Below are 18,095 nucleotides of genomic sequence, written 5' to 3'. Positions count from 1 at the left end.
GTGTCGTTCAGCCGCGCTGGGCCAGGAAGGCGACGTCGACGATCTCACCCGTTCGAATCTGCTCCGCCCCACTGGGAACCACAACCAGGCAGTTCGCCTCGGCGAGCGTCGCCAGCAGGTGCGACGACGCGCCGGGCGCTCCGCCGAGCGCCTGCACCAAATACTCACCGCTGTCCTGGTCGCGCATCAGCTGGCCGCGCAGGTAGCCCTTACGGCCGACGACCGACGTGATCGGAGAGAGCGTGCGGGCCTGCACGATGCGACGCAGCGGCTGACGCTTGCCCAGCGACAGCCGGATCAGCGGGCGGACCATCACCTCGAAGACCACCAACGCGCTGACCGGGTTGGCCGGCAGCAGGAAGGTCGGGACGCCGTCGCGCCCCAGCTGCCCGAATCCTTGGACGGACCCGGGGTGCATGCCCACCCGCACGACCTCCATCTCGCCCAGCTCGGACAGCACGCCGCGGACCGCCTCGGCGGCCGCGCCACCGACGCCGCCGGCGATCACCACGACCTCGGCGCGATTGATCTGGCCCTGGACGATTTCGCCGAACTCCTGCGGGTTACTGGGGACGATGCCGATGCGGTTGACCTCCGCGCCGGCGTCGCGGGCTGCCGCGGCCAGTGCGTAGGAGTTGACGTCGTAGACCTGCCCGTTGCCCGGGGTACGCGAAATGTCAACCAGCTCACCGCCGATGGCCATGATCGACACCCGCGGCCGCGGATGCACCAGCACCCGTTCCCGGCCGACCGCGGCAAGCAGCCCGACCTGGGCGGCGCCGATGATGGTCCCGGACCGCACGGCGACGTCGCCCGGCTGGACGTCGTCCCCGGCGCGACGGACGTACGCGCCCGACGGCGCGCCGCGCAGGATCCGCACCTTCGACGTTCCGCCGTCGGTCCACTTCAGCGGCAGCACCGCATCGGCCAGCGTCGGCAGCGGGGCCCCGGTCTGCACGCGCGCGGCCTGCCGCGGCTGCAGCCGGCTGGGGGTGCGCGTACCGGCTTCGATGATGCCCATCACCGGCAGGACCAACCCGTCGCTGGCGTCCTCGTCGATGATCGGTTCGCCGGCTTCGTCGTAGACGGGCTCGCCGCTCGCCTCGCCGACACCCAGCACGTCGACGCTGCGGACCGCGTAGCCGTCGATCGCGGCCTGGTCGAAACCGGGCAGCGGCCGTTCGGTCACGACCTCCTCGGCGCACATCAACCCCTGTGCCTCGGCAATGGCCACCCGCATCGGCCGCGGGGCCACCGCGGCGGCCGTTATCCGGGCCTGCTGCTCCTCAACCGAACGCACAACCGCGCCTTCCTGCCCTCGAACACTCGTGGGTCGGGCGCACTGAGCTCGACCGTCCACTTGTCACGGGACCGTCGTCGCCCGATTTGTGCGGTGCCCGGCTACTGCTCGGTCAGGCCCAATCGCGCCACCAACCATCGCCGCAAATCCGGGCCATAGTCGTCACGATCCAATGCAAAGTCAACCGCAGCCTTGAGGTAGCCGCCGGGATTTCCCAAGTCGTGTCGAGATCCGTGATGCACGACGACATGCACCGGGTGGCCCTCTTTGATCAGCAGCGCGATCGCGTCGGTCAGCTGAACTTCCCCGCCGGCCCCACGGTCGATGCGGCGCAGCGCGTCGAAGACGCACCGGTCCAGCACATAGCGGCCCGCCGCGGCGTACATCGACGGGGCGTCCTCGGCCTTCGGCTTTTCGACCATGCCCTTGACCTTCAGCACGTCCGGGTGGCCGCCGTCGATCGCGTCGACGTCGAAAACGCCGTAGGCACTGATCTCTTCGGGCGCTACCTCGATGGCGCACAACACCGTGCCGCCGTACTGGGCGCGCACCTTCGCCATCGCCTCGAGCACGCCGGTCGGCAGCACCAGGTCGTCGGGCAGCAGCACCATGACGGCGTCCTCGTCCGGCGCCAGCGTGGGCTCCACGCAGCTGATGGCGTGGCCCAGCCCCAGCGGCTCGGCCTGCACCACCGACTCGACCTTGATGAGGGCCGGCGCGCGGCGCACCTTCGCAAGCATCGCCATCTTGCCGCGGGCTTCCAGCGTGCCCTCCAGCACCAGGTCCTCGACGAAGTGGGCGACGACGCCGTCCTTGCCTTCGGAGGTGATGATCACCAGGCGCTCGGCGCCAGCCGCGGCCGCCTCGGCGGCGACGAGCTCGATGCCGGGGGTGTCGACGACGGGCAGCAGCTCCTTGGGCACCGTCTTGGTCGCCGGGAGGAAACGCGTGCCCAGACCGGCCGCGGGCACGATCGCCGTGTAGGGGATCAGTACGTCTTCAGGTCGTGACATCGTTCACACCATAACGCTCATCCGGGATACCGACCGTGCATGGCAGTCGGAATACCCGTGCTGTCATCGTTGACGCATGGCAACCGCGACCAAGGCCGCGTTGCGCGCACAGCTGCTGGCCGCGCGTGCCGGTGTTGCCGACGCCGATCGGGCGGCCGAGGCCCGCATGCTCATCGACCACCTCCAGCAGGCGGTGAGCAGCGGCAGCACGGTGTGCGCCTACGTGCCGGTGGGCACCGAACCCGGGTCGATCGAGCTGCTCGATGTGTTGCTGCGGCGGGCCGGCCGGGTGCTGCTGCCGGTGGCACGCACGACATCTGACGACACCCCGATGCGGCTGCGGTGGGGCCAGTACCGGCCGGGCGAGCTCGTTAGCGGTCGATGGGGACTGCTCGAGCCGCCCGAACCCTGGCTGTCGGAGTCGACGCTGGCCGAGGCCGACCTCGTCGTGGTGCCTGCGCTGGCGGTCGACCGCCGCGGCGTGCGGCTGGGCCGGGGTCGCGGCTTCTACGACCGCTCGCTGGACGGGCGGAACCCGTCGGCACGGCTGGTCGCGGTGGTCCGCGACGAGGAGTTCTTCGACGAGTTACCGGCGGACCCGCACGATGTGCCGATGACGCACGCGGTCACGCCGCGGCGTGGGATGATCGCCGTGCCGCCCAGCGCGGGGGAATGAGAGCACTTCTCTGATCGTTTTGGCACTCGGGCACGGTAGAGTGCTAACAAGGCTTATTTCACGGAGGTTTTTCGTGCCGACCTACAGCTACGCGTGCACTGAGTGCGACAACCGCTTCGACGTGGTGCAGTCGTTCACCGACGACACCCTGACCACGTGCGAGAAGTGCTCGGGCCGGCTGCGCAAGCTCTTCAACTCCGTCGGCGTCGTGTTCAAGGGCAGCGGCTTCTACCGCACCGACAGCCGCGAGTCCGGCAAGAAGTCGAGCTCGTCCAACGGCTCGTCGAGCAAGGACTCCGGTTCCAGCGAGAAGTCGAGCAGCAGCGAGAGCTCCAGCTCCAGCGACAAGTCCGCGTCGAGCGAGAAGTCGAGCAGCAGCTCCACCGCGTCGGCAGCCTCCACCCCCAGCTAGCCGGTTATCCACACCCCACTGATTGACCGCCATCGTCCGCGGCTGTCGGCGCCTACGGTTGCGCCGTGGGGGAACCATCGCTGAATCCAACGACATTCAGCCGGGTGGCGGCGCTGCTGCGGCCGGACTGGACCCGTACCGTGCTGGCCCGCCGCGTGGCCGCGGGCGCGCTTGTCCTGCTGGCCGCCGTCGCCGCGCTGCGCTCGAACCCCGACGGTGACCGCGCCGACGTCGTGGTGGCCACCCGCGACTTAGCCCCCGGCGCCGCCCTCTCCCCCGACGATGTCCACCTCGAAAGACGCTTGGCGACAACGCTTCCCGACGGTTCCGCGGCCGACTTGGCCACGGTGGTCGGTTCGACGCTGGCCGGCCCGGCGCGCCGCGGCGAGGTACTCACCGACGTCCGGCTGCTGAACAGCCGCCTGGCCGAGGCAGCGGTCGGATCCAACGCCGGGCCGGGCGCGCGCATCGTGCCGCTGCATCTGGCGGACGGCGCGCTGGTCGACCTCGTCCGTGTCGGCGACGTCGTCGACGTGCTGGCCGCGCCGGCCGCCGAGACCGAACCCGGCAAGCAACCCGTCAGCAAGGTGGTGGCGACCGACGCGGTAGTGGTCCTCGTGTCGGCCAAGCAGAAAGTCCAGGCCGCCGACGGTGACCGCGTAGTGTTGGTTGCGCTGCCGGCTCGCGTGGCGAACACGGTGGCAGGCTCGGTGTTGGGCCAGCGGGTGACCCTTACCCTGCACTGAGTTCCTGGCCGCGGTTTTCAGACGGGGGATGCAGCAAACTCTCGCCAGCCCAGAAAGGACATCCGGATGCTCAAGGGGTTCAAAGAGTTTCTCTCCCGCGGCAACATCGTCGATCTGTCCGTCGCGGTGGTCATCGGTACCGCATTCACGGCATTGGTCACCAAGTTCACCGACAGCATCATCACGCCGTTGATCAATCGGATCGGCGTCAACCAGAAGTCCGACGTCGGCATCCTGAAGATCGGCATCGGGGGCGGCCAGACGATCGACCTGAACGTTGTCGTGTCGGCCGCGATCAACTTCATCCTCGTCGCCGCGGTGGTCTACTTCCTGGTCGTGCTGCCCTACAACAGGCTGCGCAAGCAGGGCGAGGTCGAGCAGGCCGACGACGCCCAAATCGTCTTGCTCACCGAGATCCGGGACCTGCTGGCGCAAACCGACGGCGACTCCCCGGGCCGACACGGCGCGGCGGGCACCACACCCCCGCCGGAACACGGACCGCGCGCGGACGCCGAGTCGTAACGACCCGGGCCGAATCAGATCTCGAGGCTGGACAACTGCCCGATGATATGGGCCGCAAGCGGATTCAGCGTCGCCATCCCGTCGCGCACCGCGTAGCGGGAACCGGCAAGGTTGACCACCAGCGTGCTGCCGGACACGCCCGCCAGACCGCGCGACAACCCGGCGTCGATGATTCCCGCGGACAGCCCGGAGGCGCGGATGGCCTCGGCGATCCCGAGGATCTCGCGGTCCAGGATGTCGACGGTCGCCTCGGGCGTGACGTCGCGCGGCGTGACTCCCGTCCCGCCGACCGACACCACCAGGTCCACGCCACCGATCACCGCGGTGTTCAGAGCATTGCGGATCTCGACCTCATCGGCCAAGACCGCGATCACACCGTCGACGACGAAACCCGCCTCGGTCAGCAGCTCGGTGACCAACGGGCCACTGTGGTCCTCGTCCCCGTGCGCGGTGCGATCGTCGACCACCACGACTAGAGCTCGGCCGACAACTAGTTCCGCACCCGTTTCCATGGGTGCAACCGTATATCCGAGTTCCGACAGCGGCTCATCGACTCTCATCACTGATCCGCCTTACCCAGGGTGACCTGCACGGTGCGGCTGCTGCCGCCGCCCGGATCGACAAACGTCAACGACACCTTGTCGCCGGGCGCCTTGGACCGCACGGCCGCCACCAAAGCGTCGGCGCTGTTGATCGGGCGGTCGTCGACCTTGGTCACGACCACGTTCTTGGGCACGCCGGCGGTTGCGGCCGCGCCGCCCTGAATGACGTCGACGACCTTGGCGCCCGGGGTCGCCTTGTCACTGGTCACCTGGACTCCCAGCGAGGCGTGCGACGCCTTGCCGCTGCTGATCAACTCGTCGGCGATGCGCTTGGCCTGGTCGACCGGGATCGCGAAGCCCAACCCGATCGAACCGCTTTGGGCGTCCGGCGAATCCGCACCCAACGTGGCGATCGCGGAGTTAATGCCCACCAGTTGCCCGTTCATGTTGACCAACGCGCCACCGGAGTTGCCCGGGTTGATCGCCGCGTCGGTCTGGATCGCGTCCAGCACCGTGTTCTGGTTGCCCGACTCGCCGGTGGTGGACACCGGCCGGTTCAGCGCGCTGATGATGCCCGTAGTCACGGTGCCCGACAGGCCCAGCGGCGACCCGATCGCCACCACCGGCTGCCCGACCTTCAGGTCGGACGAGGAGCCCAAGGAGATGGGTGTGAGCCCGCTGACGCCCTGCACGCGAATCACCGCGATGTCGCTGGTGGGGTCCGCGCCGACGACGGTGAAGGGTGCGGTGCGGCCGTCGGAGAACGTCACGGTCGTCTTGGGTGCCGGTCCGCCGGGGCCGCCGGGTCCGCCGGGTCCGCCGGGTGGAGGCGGGGCGCTGGGCGCACCGGGCGGCGGAGCCTTCTGCGGAGCGGCCGCGGCGACGACGTGGTTGTTGGTCAGGATCAGGCCGTCGGCCGACAGGACGACGCCGGAGCCCTCTTCGGACGCGCGGCCGATGTCGGTCTCCAGCATGACCACGCTGGGCACCACCTTGGACGCGACCTGCTCGACGCTGCCCGGGGGCATGTTGGCCGCCGGGACGCTGGGGGCGGCCCCGATCACCCGGCCGCCGTTGGCGCCGGCGGCGTGCGTACCCAGCTCGACAACCGTCGCCGCCGCGCCGCCGATACCGGCGGACACCACCGCGATCGCGATCGCGCCCGCGGTCAATAGCCCTGCGCGCGAACGCTTTTCACGCACGGGCGGTGGGTACATGCCGGGGATCGGACCGGTGCCGGTACCGCCGGGGATCGGACCCGGGCCGGGGCCACCGGGGATCGGACCCGGGCCGGTGCCGCCGCCTATCGGGCCGGTACCGCCGAACGGCTCGAAGGGCCGCCGGTACTGATTCGTCGGCGTCGACTGCGTCGGCTGCTGGGACGGCGGGTAGCGCCAGTCGTATGGCTGGTTGTACGGCTGGTGCCCCTGGGAGTAGGCGGGCGGCGCAGGCTGGTTAGGCGCATTGCGGTATCCCGGCTGCTGCGGCGGTGGCGAATACCTCGGGTCATTCGTCATGTCGCTAAGTCGCTCTTCCTCTACTTCGGTACTTCAACGTGGTGTCGGCTCGACTTGGCTCGAGTTCCAACAGTAACTGCAACTACCTTGCGCGCGCGGACTGAGAGTCCACTGAGATAACGTTCGCCGTATCCCGAGAGTTCGCCCCGGCGTCGCGTGCCGGTACGGCTCCCGTTCTGGCTTCGCCGTTGTCTTCCCCATCCGCCGCGTAGGCCGCGGCCGGGATCAGCCGGCCGGGAAGCAACACGTAGATCGATGTTCCCGGGGGCTGGCCCCCGGAAACGGTGTCCTCGACGCGCAGCAGTCCGCCGTGCTTGAGCACCACCTGCTTGACGATCGCCAGCCCCAGGCCCGAACCGGGCAGGGCCCGCGCCCTGGTGGAGCGGTAGAAGCGCTCGAACACCAGCTGCCGCTCGTGCGGCGGAATGCCCGGTCCCTGATCGGAGACCACCAGCTCGGCATGCGACTCGTCGAGCTGACGCAGCTTGACGCCGACGCGCCCGCCCGGCGGACTCCACTTGGCCGCGTTGTCCATCAGGTTGAGGGCCGCGCGCGACAGCCCGGGCGCATCGCCGTAGACCTGCCATCCGATCGCGTCGACGTCGAAGTGAATGTCGTTGCGCCGCCGCCTGACTCGCTCCAGGGTGCGGTCGATGACCTCGGACATGTCGATCTGCTCGTGCACGATGGTGCCCGCGTCGTCGCGGCTGAGGTCCACCAGATCGCCCACCAGCGTGGACAGTTCCTCGATCTGCGCGAGCACGTCGGCACGCAGGTCCACCATCTCCTGCTCGGGCAGCCGCGGCGCGCCAGGCTCCATCGACGCCATCAACAGTTCGACGTTGGTCCGCAGCGACGTCAGCGGGGTCCGCAGCTCGTGCCCCGCGTCGGTGACCAGCCGGGCCTGCCGCTCCCGGGACTCGGCTAGCGCCCGCAGCATCAAATTGAAAGCCTCAGTGAGCCTGGCCAATTCGTCGCTACCAAACACCGGGATGGGCCGCAGGTCGTCGGTGCGTGCGACCCGCTCGGCCGCCTCGGTCAGCCGGGCGACCGGCCGCAACCCGGCCCGGGTGACCATGCCGCCGGCCACCGCGGCGACCGCGACGCCGATGCCGCCGACGAGCAGCAGCACCCAGCGCAGTTTGGTCATCACGGCCTCGGTGGGCTTCAGACTCTTGGAGATCAAAAGTGAACTGCCGTTGGGCAGGTGGATGGCCAGGATGCGCTGATCCGACACGGTGCGCCGCGACATGAACAGATCGCCGCGGATGACCGCCTTCTCGGCGGGCCCAACCGGCAGCGTCTGGCCGGGTTGCTGGGCCGTGTAGATCGAGTGGCCGGGATTCACCAGCATCGCGTTGACGTCCGAATACGCGGTGCCCTCGATGGCCTTGCCGGGGTCGGCGGCCAGCGAGCCGCTGGCGATCAGCAGCTGCGCCCGGCTCTGCAGTTGGTTGTCGATGTCGCTGTACAGCGCGGCCGAGATGACCGCGTAGACGGCGAACGCCATCAGGACGACGACCATGGCCACCATCGACATCGCCAGCAGCATCACCCGCCACCTCAGCGACAACGAGCTGGGGGCCCGCAGCGGTGCGCGCCGGCGTCGGTGGAACCGGATCATCAGGGAGGCGTCTCCCGAAGGACGTAGCCGACGCCGCGCACGGTGTGGATCAGCCGCGGCTCGCCGTCGGCCTCGGTCTTGCGCCGCAGGTATCCGACGTACACCTCGAGGGCGTTGCCCGAGGTCGGGAAGTCGAATCCCCACACCTCTTCGAGGATGCGGCTGCGCGTGAGCACCCGGCGCGGGTTGGCGATCAGCATCTCCAACAACGCAAACTCGGTGCGGGTCAAGCTGATTCGGCGTTCACCCCGGGTGACCTCGCGGGTCACCGGGTCCAGCGCCAGATCGGAGAACTTCATCGCCACCGACTCGGCGTCGTCGTCGGGCTTGGTGCGGCGCAGCAGCGCCCGCATCCGTGCCAGCAGCTCCTCGAGGGCGAACGGCTTCGGCAGGTAGTCGTCGGCGCCGGCGTCCAGGCCGGCGACCCGCTCGGAGACCGAATCGCGCGCCGTCAGCACCAGGATCGGTAGGTCGTCACCGGTGCTGCGGAGCTGACGGCACACCTCGAGGCCGTCCAGCCGCGGCATCATCACGTCCAGGACTAGCGCGTCGGGCCGATCGCTGGCGACCTTCTCGAGCGCCTCGACCCCGTCGTGGGCCAGCTCGACTGAATAGCCATTGAACGAAAGCGACCTGCGCAGCGACTCGCGGACCGCGCGATCGTCATCGACGACAAGTATTCGCACGGGACTAGTTTCGTCCTAGGGCCTGAGAGCGGCCTGAGAGGCACGCCGGTGGTGACGCAAAATCGTCACACCCGCCGCTGTCGGAGTCGCGGCGATTCTTGCGGGCCGGGCGTTGAGCGTCCGGGCCCTAGCGCTTGTCCAGATCGATCAGACCCAGGCGGGCCGCCTTGAGCAGCCGCCGCGGCACCTTGTGCTTCTGGCCAGCCACGTTCACGCCGACGAGCTCGGTCTTGGTGGCCTTCCACTGCGAGCGGCGGCTACGGGTATTCGAGCGCGACATCCTGCGCTTGGGTACGGCCATGGTCGGGCCTAACTCCTCGTTCTGGGGTTTCGGGTCGTGCGCCGCGCAGTGTGACCCATGCGGCCGACGGCGACGATTGCACTCAAGAATAGTCGGTGACCTGCTGGTCGCCAAAACGGGCCGTGCGGCCTGCGCGGCTATGCCAGCGGCGCCGGGGCGGGCATCCTTGACGTGACACCGGCAGTACCCGCTAACCTACCGGGTGGTTGGTTGGTCGAGTACCGGTAATTCCCGAATGGAGGGCGTTGATGGCCTCTGCAACTCGGCGTTCCGGTGCTGTCCGGATCGCGAACTGCTCGGGCTTCTATGGCGACCGGCTCTCGGCGATGCGCGAGATGCTCACCGGCGGCTCCGTGGACTACCTGACCGGCGACTACCTGGCCGAACTCACGATGCTGATCCTGGGCCGCGACAAGATGAAGCATCCGGACCGCGGCTACGCCAAGACGTTCCTGACCCAGCTGGAGGACTGCCTGGGCGAGGCCCGCGACCGCGGCGTGCGCATCGTCGCCAACGCCGGGGGCCTCAATCCCGCCGGGCTGGCCGACGCGATCCGCGCGCTGGCCGAGCGCTTGGGCGTCGACGCCACCGTCGCCCACGTGGAAGGCGACGACCTGCAGCCCCGCGCGGCCGAACTCGGGCTGGGCGCGCCGCTGACGGCCAACGCCTACCTGGGCGCCTGGGGCATCGTCGACTGCCTGGCCGACGGGGCCGACGTCGTCGTCACCGGCCGGGTTACCGACGCGTCGGTGATCGTCGGGGCCGCGGCCGCGCACTTCGGCTGGGGCCGCGCCGACTACAACGAGCTCGCCGGCGCGGTGGTGGCCGGCCACGTCATCGAATGCGGCGTGCAGGCCACCGGCGGCAACTACTCGTTCTTCACCGAGGTGCCCGACCTGTCCTACGCCGGCTTCCCGCTGGCCGAGGTCAGCGCCGACGGCTCGTCGGTGATCACCAAGCACCCGGGCACCGGCGGGCTGGTCAGCGTCGACACCGTCACCGCGCAGCTGCTCTACGAGATCACCGGCGCGCGCTACGCCAACCCGGACGTGACGGCCCGGATGGACACCGTCGAGCTGTCGGCGGACGGCCCGGACCGCGTGCGCATCGGCGGAGTGCGCGGCGAGCCGCCGCCACCCACGCTGAAGGTGTCGCTGAACAGCATCGGCGGCTTCCGCAACGCGATGACGTTCGTGCTCACCGGCCTCGACATCGAGGCCAAGGCCGAGCTGGTGCGACGGCAACTCGAGGCCGGGCTCACCGCCAAGCCCGCCGAACTGGAGTGGACGCTGGCGCGAACCGACCACGCCGACGCCGACACCGAGGAAGCCGCCAGCGCGCTGCTGCGCTGCGTGGTCCGCGACCCCGATCCCGGCAACGTGGGACGCCAGTTCTCCTCGGCGGCGGTCGAATTGGCGCTCGCCAGCTATCCGGGCTTCCACGTCACCGCGCCGCCGGCCGACGGCCAGGTCTACGGCGTGTTCACCGCCGGCTTCGTCGACGCCACCGTGGTGCCGCACGTCGCGGTGCACGCCGACGGCACCCGCGTCGATATCGCTTGCGCCACCGACACTTTGGAGCTCGCACCGGCCGCCGCCCCGCCGCTGCCCGAACCGTTGCCGGACGGCCCGACCCGGCGTGTGCCGCTGGGCCGCATCGCCGGCGCCCGCAGCGGCGACAAGGGCGGCTCGGCCAACATCGGCGTGTGGGTCCGCACCGACGACCAATGGCGTTGGCTGGCCAACACTTTGACCGTCGAGCTACTCAAGGAGCTGCTGCCGGAGGCGGCCGAGCTCGAGGTCACCCGCCACGTGCTGCCCAACCTGCGCGCGGTGAACTTCGTCATCGACGGCATCCTCGGCCAGGGCGTCGCCTACCAGGCGCGGTTCGATCCCCAGGCCAAGGGGCTGGGCGAATGGCTGCGCAGCCGTCACGTCGACATCCCGGAAAGCCTGTTATGAGCATCTGGACCATACCCGAGCGCGATCAGCTGCGAAAGACGGTGCGCACGTTCACCGAACGCGAGATCATGCCCCACGTCGACGAGTGGGAACGCAGCGGCGACCTGCCGCGCGACCTGCACCGGCGCGCCGGGGCGGCGGGGCTGTTGGGCGCGGGCCTGCCCGAAGCCGTCGGCGGTGGTGGCGGCGACGGGGCCGACGCGGTGGTCATCTGCGAAGAGTTTCATCAGGCCGGCGGGCCCGGCGGCGTCTTCGCGTCGCTGTTCACCTGCGGCATCGCGGTGCCGCACATGATCGGCTCGGGCGATCAGCGGCTGATCGAGGAGTTCGTCCGGCCGACGCTGGCCGGAGACAAGATCGGGTCGCTGGCCATCACCGAACCCGGCGGCGGTTCGGACGTCGGGCATCTGAAGACCAACGCGGTCCGCTGCTCTGGTCCAGAAGGCGACCACTACGTGATCAACGGCGCCAAGACCTACATCACGTCCGGGGTGCGCGCCGACTACGTCGTGACCGCGGCGCGCACGGGCGGCCCTGGCGCGGCGGGGGTTTCGCTGATCGTGGTCGAGAAGGGCACGCCGGGCTTCGAGGTCAGCCGCAAGCTGGACAAGATGGGCTGGCGATCCTCCGACACCGCCGAGCTGTCCTACACCGACGTGCGGGTGCCGGCGGCGAACCTGATCGGCGTCGAGAACAGCGGCTTCCTGCAGATCGCCCAGGCGTTCGTATCAGAACGCATCGGCCTTGCCGCGCAAGCCTATTCGAGCGCGCAGCGCTGCCTGGACATCACCGCGCAGTGGTGTCGCGACCGCGAGACATTCGGCCGCCCGCTGATATCCCGCCAGTCGGTGCAGAACACGTTGGCCGAGATGGCCCGCCGCATCGACGTGGCCCGCGTCTACTCCCGCCACGTGGTCGAGCAGCAGCTCGCCGGCGAGGCCAACCTGATCGCGCAGGTGTGTTTCGCCAAGAACACCGCGGTCGAGGCGGGCGAATGGGTTGCCAATCAAGCGGTTCAGCTGTTCGGCGGCATGGGCTACATGTCCGAATCCGAAGTCGAACGCCAGTACCGGGACATGAGGATCCTGGGCATCGGCGGCGGAACCACCGAAATCCTCACCGCACTGGCCGCCAAGACTCTGGGGTATCAATCATGACCGTCTTGAAGTCCACTCTCGACCCGCAGGCCCCCACCTATCTGGACGCTTCGTCGGCGACGACGACGAAGCTCGGCGAGATCGACGCCGAACTCGCCAACGCGCTGGCGGGCGGCGGCACCAAATACGTTGAGCGGCATCATGCCCGGGGCAAGCTCACCGCGCGCGAACGCATCGAGCTGCTGGTCGACGAGGACTCCCCGTTCCTGGAGCTGAGCCCGCTCGCGGCCTGGGGCACCGCCTTCACGGTGGGTGCCAGCACCGTCACCGGCATCGGTGTGGTCGAGGGCGTCGAATGCCTAATCGTGGCCAACGACCCGACGGTCAAGGGCGGCACCAGCAACCCGTGGACGCTGAAGAAGATCCTGCGGGCCAACCAGATCGCTTTCGAGAACCGGCTTCCGGTGATCTCACTGGTGGAATCCGGCGGCGCCGACCTGCCCACCCAGAAGGAGATCTTCGTCCCCGGCGGGCGGATGTTCCGCGACCTCACCCGCCTTTCGGCGGCGGGCATCCCGACCATCGCGCTGGTGTTCGGCAATTCCACCGCGGGCGGCGCCTACATCCCGGGCATGTCCGACCACGTGGTGATGATCAAGGAACGCTCCAAGGTGTTCCTGGCCGGTCCCCCGCTGGTGAAGATGGCCACCGGCGAGGAGTCCGACGACGAGTCGTTGGGCGGGGCCGAAATGCACGCCCGCATCTCGGGTTTGGGCGACTACTTCGCCGCCGACGAGCTCGACGCGATCCGCATCGGACGTCGCATCGTGGCCCGGCTGAACTGGACCAAGCGGGGACCGGCACCCGGACCGGTCGTCGAGCCGGCCTTCGATCAGACCGAACTGATCGGCATCGTGCCTGCGGACCTGCGGATCCCGTTCGACCCGCGCGAGGTGATCGCGCGCATCGTCGACGGCTCCGAATTCGACGAGTTCAAGCCGATGTACGGCTCGTCGCTGGTGACCGGCTGGGCCCGGCTGCACGGCTATCCGGTGGGCATCTTGGCCAACCATCGCGGCGTGCTGTTCAGCGAGGAGTCGCAGAAGGCCACCCAGTTTATCCAGCTGGCCAACCGCTACGACACGCCATTGTTGTTCCTGCACAACACCACCGGATACATGGTGGGCAGGGACTACGAAGAGGGCGGCATGATCAAGCACGGATCGATGATGATCAACGCCGTCTCGAACTCGACCGTTCCGCACGTCTCGCTGCTGATCGGCGCGTCGTACGGCGCCGGCCACTACGGCATGTGCGGGCGCGCCTACGACCCGCGGTTCTTGTTCGCGTGGCCCAGCGCGAAATCCGCCGTGATGGGCGGCGCGCAGCTGGCCGGTGTGCTGTCCATCGTCAGCCGCGCGGCCGCCGAGGCCCGCGGCCAGCAGGTCGACGAGGACGCCGACGCCGCGATGCGGGCCGCAGTCGAGGGGCAGATCGAAGCCGAGTCGCTGCCGTTGGTGCTGTCCGGGATGCTCTACGACGACGGGGTGATCGATCCGCGCGACACCCGCGCGGTGTTAGGAATGTGTCTGTCCGCCATTGCAAATGGCCCGATCAAGGGGACGTCGAACTTCGGCGTCTTCCGGATGTGAGCCCCATGGTCACTCGAGTGCTGGTCGCCAACCGCGGCGAGATCGCCCGGCGGGTGTTCGCCACCTGCCGGCGGCTGGGCCTGGGCACCGTCGCCGTCTACACCGATCCGGACGCGAGCGCGCCGCACGTCGCCGAGGCCGACGCCCGGGTTCGCCTGCCGAACACCAACGACTACCTGAACGCCGAGGCCATCGTCGCCGCCGCGCGGGCCGCGGGCGCCGACGCGGTGCATCCCGGCTACGGGTTCCTTTCGGAGAACGCGGATTTCGCCGCCGCCGTGCAGGAGGCCGGCCTGGTCTGGGTGGGACCGCCGATCGACGCGGTGCGCGCGATGGGCTCCAAGATCGAATCCAAGAAGCTGATGTCGTCGGCCGGAGTGCCGGTGCTCGAGGAGCTCGACCCCGAGACGGTGACCCAGGCCCAGCTGCCGGTGCTGGTGAAGGCCTCCGCGGGCGGCGGCGGTCGCGGGATGCGGGTGGTGCACGAATTGTCCACCCTGCCAGACGAAGTGGCCGCGGCGCGCCGCGAGGCACAGTCCGCGTTCGGCGATCCGACCGTGTTCTGCGAGCGCTACCTGCCGACCGGGCACCACATCGAGGTGCAGGTGATGGCCGACTCGCACGGCACCGTGTGGGCGGTCGGCGAACGGGAATGCTCGATCCAGCGTCGCCACCAAAAGATCATCGAAGAGGCACCGGCCCCGCTGGTCGAGCGGACACCGGGCATGCGGGCCAAGCTGTTCGACGCGGCCCGGCTGGCCACCGGTGCCATCGGCTACACCGGCGCGGGCACGGTGGAGTTCCTCGCCGACGACGACGGTGAGTTCTACTTCCTGGAAATGAACACCCGGCTGCAGGTCGAGCACCCAGTCACCGAGGAGACCACCGGGCTCGACCTCGTCGAGCTGCAGCTCGCGGTCGCCGACGGCGGTCGCCTCGACACCGAACCTCCTGCCGCCCAAGGGCATTCGATCGAGGCACGGCTCTACGCCGAGGACCCGGCCCGGGGGTGGCAGCCGCAGGCCGGCACGGTGCAGCACGTCGACGTGCCGGGGGTGCGTACGCAGTTCGAGACGTTGGGGCAGCGGACCGGGATCCGGCTCGATTCCGGCATCGTCGACGGATCGGTGGTGTCGATCCATTACGACCCGATGCTGGCCAAGGTCATCTCCTACGCGCCGACGCGGCGGCAATCGGCGTTGGTGCTGGCCGACGCGCTGGCCCGCACCCGGCTACACGGCCTGCGCACCAACCGCGAGCTGCTGGTGAACGTGCTGCGGCACCCGGCCTTCCTCGACGGCGCTACCGACACCGCCTTTTTCGACACGCATGACCTGACGGTCCTGTCGGCGCCGCTGGCCGATGCGACGACGGTTCGATGGTCGGCCATAGCGGCCGCGCTCGCCGACGCCGAGCGCAACCGCGCGACAGCGAAGGTGCTGGCCGCCGCGCCGAGTGGCTGGCGGAATCTCACGTCGGGCTACCAGGTGAAGACCTACCTGGACGACGAAGGCACCGAACACCGCATCGAATACCATTTCACCAGAACGGGTTTAGCGTTCGCCGGCGATGAGACGGCGCAGCTGGTCAGCTCGACACCCGACCGGGTGCTGCTGGCCGACGGCAACGGGGTGGCGACCGCATTCTCGGTCGCCCGCTACGGCACCGACGTCTACGTCGATTCGCCCCGCGGCCCCGTGCACCTGACCGCCGTGCCCCGCTTCCCCGAGCCGGGCTCGGCCGTCGAGAAGGGTTCGCTCGTCGCGCCCATGCCGGGCAACGTGATCCGGCTCGGCGCCGAGGTGGGCGACACGGTGACCGCGGGCCAGCCGCTGATCTGGCTGGAGGCGATGAAGATGGAGCACACCATCACCGCCCCGGCCGACGGTGTGCTCGCCGAGCTCAACGTCAGTACCGGACAACAAGTCGAAGTCGGCGCCGTCTTGGCGCGGGTGGACGCGCCCGAAAATGAAGGAGATTCGTAAATGACCGACACCAGCTTCATCGAGAGCGAAGAGCGCCAGGCCCTGCGTAAGTCGGTGTCCGCGTGGGCCGCCAAATTCGGCAGCGAGTACTACCTGGAAAAGGCGCGCGCACACGAGCACACCGACGAATTATGGTCGGAGGCAGGCAAGCTCGGCTTCCTGGGCGTCAACCTGCCCGAGGAGTACGGTGGCGGCGGCGCCGGCATGTACGAGCTGTCTCTGGTGATGGAGGAGATGGCCGCCGCGGGCAGCGCGCTGCTGCTGATGGTGGTGTCGCCCGCCATCAACGGGACGATCATCAGCAAGTTCGGCACCGACGAGCAGAAGAAGCGCTGGATTCCCAGCATCGCCGACGGCACCCTGACGATGGCATTCGCGATCACCGAGCCCGACGCCGGATCCAACTCACACAAGATCACCACCACCGCACGCCGCGACGGCAGCGACTGGATCCTCAAGGGCCAGAAGGTTTACATCTCCGGCATCGATCAGGCCCAGGCGGTACTGATGGTGGCCCGCAGCCAAGAGGCCAAGACGGGCAAGCTGCGTCCGGCCCTGTTCGTGGTGCCCACCGATGCGCCCGGATTCACCTATACGCCAATCGAGATGGAGCTGATCAGTCCCGAACGCCAGTTCCAGGTGTTCCTCGACGATGTCCGGCTGCCGGCCGATGCGCTGGTCGGCTCCGAGGACGCCGCGATCGCGCAGCTTTTCGCCGGCCTGAACCCCGAGCGGATCATGGGGGCAGCCAGCTCGGTGGGCATGGGCCGGTTCGCGCTGGAGAAGGCTGCCGACTACGTCAAGACCCGCCAGGTGTGGGGCACGCCGATCGGCGCGCACCAGGGGCTGTCTCATCCGTTGGCGCAGTGCCACATTGAGGTCCAGCTCGCCAAGCTGATGATGCAGAAGGCGGCCACGCTCTACGACACCGGCGACGACGCGGGCGCGGCCGAGGCGGCCAACATGGCGAAATACGCTGCGGCCGAGGCGGCTACCCGCTCGGTCGACCAGGCCGTGCAGTCGATGGGCGGCAACGGGCTGACCAAGGAGTACGGCGTCGCCGCCATGCTCACCTCGGCCCGGCTCGGGCGGATCGCGCCCGTCAGCCGCGAGATGGTGCTGAACTTCGTCGCGCAGACATCCCTGGGCCTGCCCCGGTCCTACTGATGGAAGAACGTTTAGTCGACTACGCGGGGCCGGCCGACACCGGCGGACCGGCCGCCCGGCTGACGCTGAACTCCCCGCATAACCGCAACGCGCTGTCGACGGCTCTGGTCACGCAGCTGCATCAGGGGCTGCGGGACTCCGCCGCGGACCCCGCGGTGCGGGTGGTGGTGCTCGGCCACACCGGCGGCACCTTCTGCGCCGGCGCCGACCTGAGCGAGGCCAGCGGCGGCGACCCCCGTGGCGATCGCGAGCGCGGCGCGGCCGGGCGAAGCGGGTCGCCACCATCGCCGTACGACGCGGCCGCCGCCCGGGCCCGCGAAATGGCCGCGCTGATGCGTGCCATCGTCGAATCGCCGCTGCCGGTGATCGGCGCCATCGACGGACACGTGCGCGCCGGCGGGTTCGGCTTGGTGGGCGCCTGCGACATCGTGGTCGCCGGCCCGCGCAGTACCTTCGCGCTGACCGAGGCCCGCATCGGCGTCGCGCCCGCGATCATCTCGCTGACGCTGCTGCCGAAGATGTCGGCGCGGGCCGCGGCCCGCTACTACGTGACCGGCGAGACGTTCGACGCGGCCGAGGCCGCGGCGATCGGACTGATCACGTTCGCCGCCGACGACGTGGACGCGGCGGTGGCGGAAGTGGTCGCCGCTGTGGGCAAGGGTTCGCCGCAGGGGCTCGCCGCGTCGAAGGCGCTGACGACCGCCGCCGTCCTCGAGGGGTTCGACCGCGACACCGACCGGCTCGCCGACGAGTCGGCCCGGCTGTTCGTCTCCGACGAGGCCCGCGAGGGCATGCTGGCGTTCTTGCAGAAACGCCCACCCAGCTGGGCGAATTCGCCAGACGTCTAACAAATCGGCGGGCGCGGGCGGTTCGGAGGTTGCAGTTTAGCCAACC

17 protein-coding genes are annotated in these 18,095 nt (G+C 69.4%); 10 read left to right on the top strand and 7 right to left on the bottom strand.

The window, feature by feature from the left end; all coding sequences use genetic code 11:
• Positions 1–7: 7 nt before the first annotated feature.
• A complete protein-coding gene (glp, locus tag MRAB57_RS15425) occupies positions 8–1,300 on the bottom strand; it encodes a molybdotransferase-like divisome protein Glp (protein WP_077088121.1) in 1,293 nt (430 codons plus the stop codon).
• 101 nt (positions 1,301–1,401) lie between these two features.
• Entirely contained in the window at positions 1,402–2,313 is a 912-nt protein-coding gene (locus MRAB57_RS15420) for a UTP--glucose-1-phosphate uridylyltransferase (protein WP_077088120.1), read from the bottom strand.
• A gap of 76 nt (positions 2,314–2,389) precedes the next feature.
• On the opposite strand from MRAB57_RS15420, the gene MRAB57_RS15415 reads away from it, so the two are divergent.
• The 4 genes from MRAB57_RS15415 (at position 2,390) to mscL (ending at position 4,669) form a co-directional block, all read left to right on the top strand.
• Complete coding sequence (locus tag MRAB57_RS15415) at positions 2,390–2,989, top strand: 5-formyltetrahydrofolate cyclo-ligase (protein ID WP_077088119.1); 600 nt, start codon at positions 2,390–2,392, stop codon at positions 2,987–2,989.
• A 73-nt stretch (positions 2,990–3,062) separates the two neighbouring features.
• The gene (locus MRAB57_RS15410; protein WP_077088118.1) at positions 3,063–3,401 is read left to right on the top strand and encodes an FmdB family zinc ribbon protein; all 339 of its coding nucleotides are present in this window, start codon (positions 3,063–3,065) and stop codon (positions 3,399–3,401) included.
• A 65-nt stretch (positions 3,402–3,466) separates the two neighbouring features.
• On the top strand, positions 3,467–4,147 hold the full coding sequence (locus MRAB57_RS15405; RefSeq protein ID WP_077088117.1) for an SAF domain-containing protein: 681 nt from the start codon (positions 3,467–3,469) through the stop codon (positions 4,145–4,147).
• Between the two features lie 66 nt (positions 4,148–4,213).
• Positions 4,214–4,669, top strand: coding sequence for a large-conductance mechanosensitive channel protein MscL (gene mscL, locus MRAB57_RS15400; RefSeq protein ID WP_077088116.1), 456 nt, complete (start codon positions 4,214–4,216; stop codon positions 4,667–4,669).
• Between the two features lie 14 nt (positions 4,670–4,683).
• Here mscL and MRAB57_RS15395 read toward each other — a convergent pair whose 3' ends face one another.
• The 5 genes from MRAB57_RS15395 to rpmF all read right to left on the bottom strand — a co-directional run bounded on the left by MRAB57_RS15395 (position 4,684) and on the right by rpmF (position 9,339).
• Positions 4,684–5,229, bottom strand: a complete 546-nt coding sequence (locus tag MRAB57_RS15395; RefSeq protein ID WP_077088115.1) for a MogA/MoaB family molybdenum cofactor biosynthesis protein — start codon at positions 5,227–5,229, stop codon at positions 4,684–4,686.
• Complete coding sequence (locus MRAB57_RS15390; protein ID WP_077088114.1) at positions 5,229–6,728, bottom strand: trypsin-like peptidase domain-containing protein; 1,500 nt, start codon at positions 6,726–6,728, stop codon at positions 5,229–5,231. The genes MRAB57_RS15395 and MRAB57_RS15390 overlap by 1 nt, the downstream gene beginning before the upstream one ends.
• An 82-nt stretch (positions 6,729–6,810) precedes the next feature.
• Positions 6,811–8,352: a HAMP domain-containing sensor histidine kinase gene (locus MRAB57_RS15380; protein ID WP_077088113.1), complete on the bottom strand. Its 1,542-nt coding sequence runs from the start codon at positions 8,350–8,352 to the stop codon at positions 6,811–6,813.
• On the bottom strand, positions 8,352–9,038 hold the full coding sequence (gene mprA, locus MRAB57_RS15375) for a two-component system response regulator MprA (RefSeq protein WP_077088112.1): 687 nt from the start codon (positions 9,036–9,038) through the stop codon (positions 8,352–8,354). Before mprA ends, MRAB57_RS15380 begins: the two co-directional genes overlap by 1 nt.
• A 127-nt stretch (positions 9,039–9,165) precedes the next feature.
• Positions 9,166–9,339, bottom strand: coding sequence for a 50S ribosomal protein L32 (gene rpmF, locus MRAB57_RS15370; protein WP_077088111.1), 174 nt, complete (start codon positions 9,337–9,339; stop codon positions 9,166–9,168).
• A 248-nt stretch (positions 9,340–9,587) separates the two neighbouring features.
• Here rpmF and MRAB57_RS15365 point away from each other — a divergent pair, with 248 nt between their 5' ends.
• The 6 genes from MRAB57_RS15365 to MRAB57_RS15340 are packed head-to-tail and all read left to right on the top strand — an operon-like array spanning position 9,588 to position 18,049.
• The gene (locus MRAB57_RS15365; protein WP_077088110.1) at positions 9,588–11,300 is read left to right on the top strand and encodes an acyclic terpene utilization AtuA family protein; all 1,713 of its coding nucleotides are present in this window, start codon (positions 9,588–9,590) and stop codon (positions 11,298–11,300) included.
• Positions 11,297–12,457: an acyl-CoA dehydrogenase family protein gene (locus tag MRAB57_RS15360; RefSeq protein WP_077088109.1), complete on the top strand. Its 1,161-nt coding sequence runs from the start codon at positions 11,297–11,299 to the stop codon at positions 12,455–12,457. The genes MRAB57_RS15365 and MRAB57_RS15360 overlap by 4 nt, the downstream gene beginning before the upstream one ends.
• On the top strand, positions 12,454–14,049 hold the full coding sequence (locus MRAB57_RS15355) for an acyl-CoA carboxylase subunit beta (protein WP_077088108.1): 1,596 nt from the start codon (positions 12,454–12,456) through the stop codon (positions 14,047–14,049). The genes MRAB57_RS15360 and MRAB57_RS15355 overlap by 4 nt, the downstream gene beginning before the upstream one ends.
• Before the next feature lie 5 nt (positions 14,050–14,054).
• Complete coding sequence (locus MRAB57_RS15350) at positions 14,055–16,034, top strand: acetyl/propionyl/methylcrotonyl-CoA carboxylase subunit alpha (protein ID WP_077088107.1); 1,980 nt, start codon at positions 14,055–14,057, stop codon at positions 16,032–16,034.
• Entirely contained in the window at positions 16,035–17,201 is a 1,167-nt protein-coding gene (locus MRAB57_RS15345; RefSeq protein ID WP_077088106.1) for an acyl-CoA dehydrogenase family protein, read from the top strand. It abuts the gene before it with no gap.
• Entirely contained in the window at positions 17,201–18,049 is an 849-nt protein-coding gene (locus MRAB57_RS15340; protein WP_077088105.1) for an enoyl-CoA hydratase family protein, read from the top strand. Before MRAB57_RS15345 ends, MRAB57_RS15340 begins: the two co-directional genes overlap by 1 nt.
• The last annotated feature ends 46 nt before the right edge of the window (positions 18,050–18,095 follow it).

This window comes from Mycobacterium rhizamassiliense, assembly GCF_900157375.1.
Lineage (GTDB): Bacteria > Actinomycetota > Actinomycetes > Mycobacteriales > Mycobacteriaceae > Mycobacterium > Mycobacterium rhizamassiliense.
The sequence above is the reverse complement of the archived record's forward strand: the minus strand, read 5'-3'. Positions and strand labels throughout refer to the sequence as shown.

What these genes read in the sequence shown, in the direction of transcription:
- MRAB57_RS15420 (WP_077088120.1), bottom strand. Translation starts at nt 2,313, where the DNA reads ATGTCACGACCTGAAGACGTACTGATCCCCTACACGGCGATCGTGCCC.
- MRAB57_RS15415 (WP_077088119.1), top strand. Translation starts at nt 2,390, where the DNA reads ATGGCAACCGCGACCAAGGCCGCGTTGCGCGCACAGCTGCTGGCCGCG.
- mscL (WP_077088116.1), top strand. Translation starts at nt 4,214, where the DNA reads ATGCTCAAGGGGTTCAAAGAGTTTCTCTCCCGCGGCAACATCGTCGAT.
- MRAB57_RS15395 (WP_077088115.1), bottom strand. Translation starts at nt 5,229, where the DNA reads ATGAGAGTCGATGAGCCGCTGTCGGAACTCGGATATACGGTTGCACCC.
- MRAB57_RS15390 (WP_077088114.1), bottom strand. Translation starts at nt 6,728, where the DNA reads ATGACGAATGACCCGAGGTATTCGCCACCGCCGCAGCAGCCGGGATAC.
- MRAB57_RS15380 (WP_077088113.1), bottom strand. Translation starts at nt 8,352, where the DNA reads ATGATCCGGTTCCACCGACGCCGGCGCGCACCGCTGCGGGCCCCCAGC.
- rpmF (WP_077088111.1), bottom strand. Translation starts at nt 9,339, where the DNA reads ATGGCCGTACCCAAGCGCAGGATGTCGCGCTCGAATACCCGTAGCCGC.
- MRAB57_RS15365 (WP_077088110.1), top strand. Translation starts at nt 9,588, where the DNA reads ATGGCCTCTGCAACTCGGCGTTCCGGTGCTGTCCGGATCGCGAACTGC.
- MRAB57_RS15360 (WP_077088109.1), top strand. Translation starts at nt 11,297, where the DNA reads ATGAGCATCTGGACCATACCCGAGCGCGATCAGCTGCGAAAGACGGTG.
- MRAB57_RS15355 (WP_077088108.1), top strand. Translation starts at nt 12,454, where the DNA reads ATGACCGTCTTGAAGTCCACTCTCGACCCGCAGGCCCCCACCTATCTG.
- MRAB57_RS15350 (WP_077088107.1), top strand. Translation starts at nt 14,055, where the DNA reads ATGGTCACTCGAGTGCTGGTCGCCAACCGCGGCGAGATCGCCCGGCGG.
- MRAB57_RS15345 (WP_077088106.1), top strand. Translation starts at nt 16,035, where the DNA reads ATGACCGACACCAGCTTCATCGAGAGCGAAGAGCGCCAGGCCCTGCGT.
- MRAB57_RS15340 (WP_077088105.1), top strand. Translation starts at nt 17,201, where the DNA reads ATGGAAGAACGTTTAGTCGACTACGCGGGGCCGGCCGACACCGGCGGA.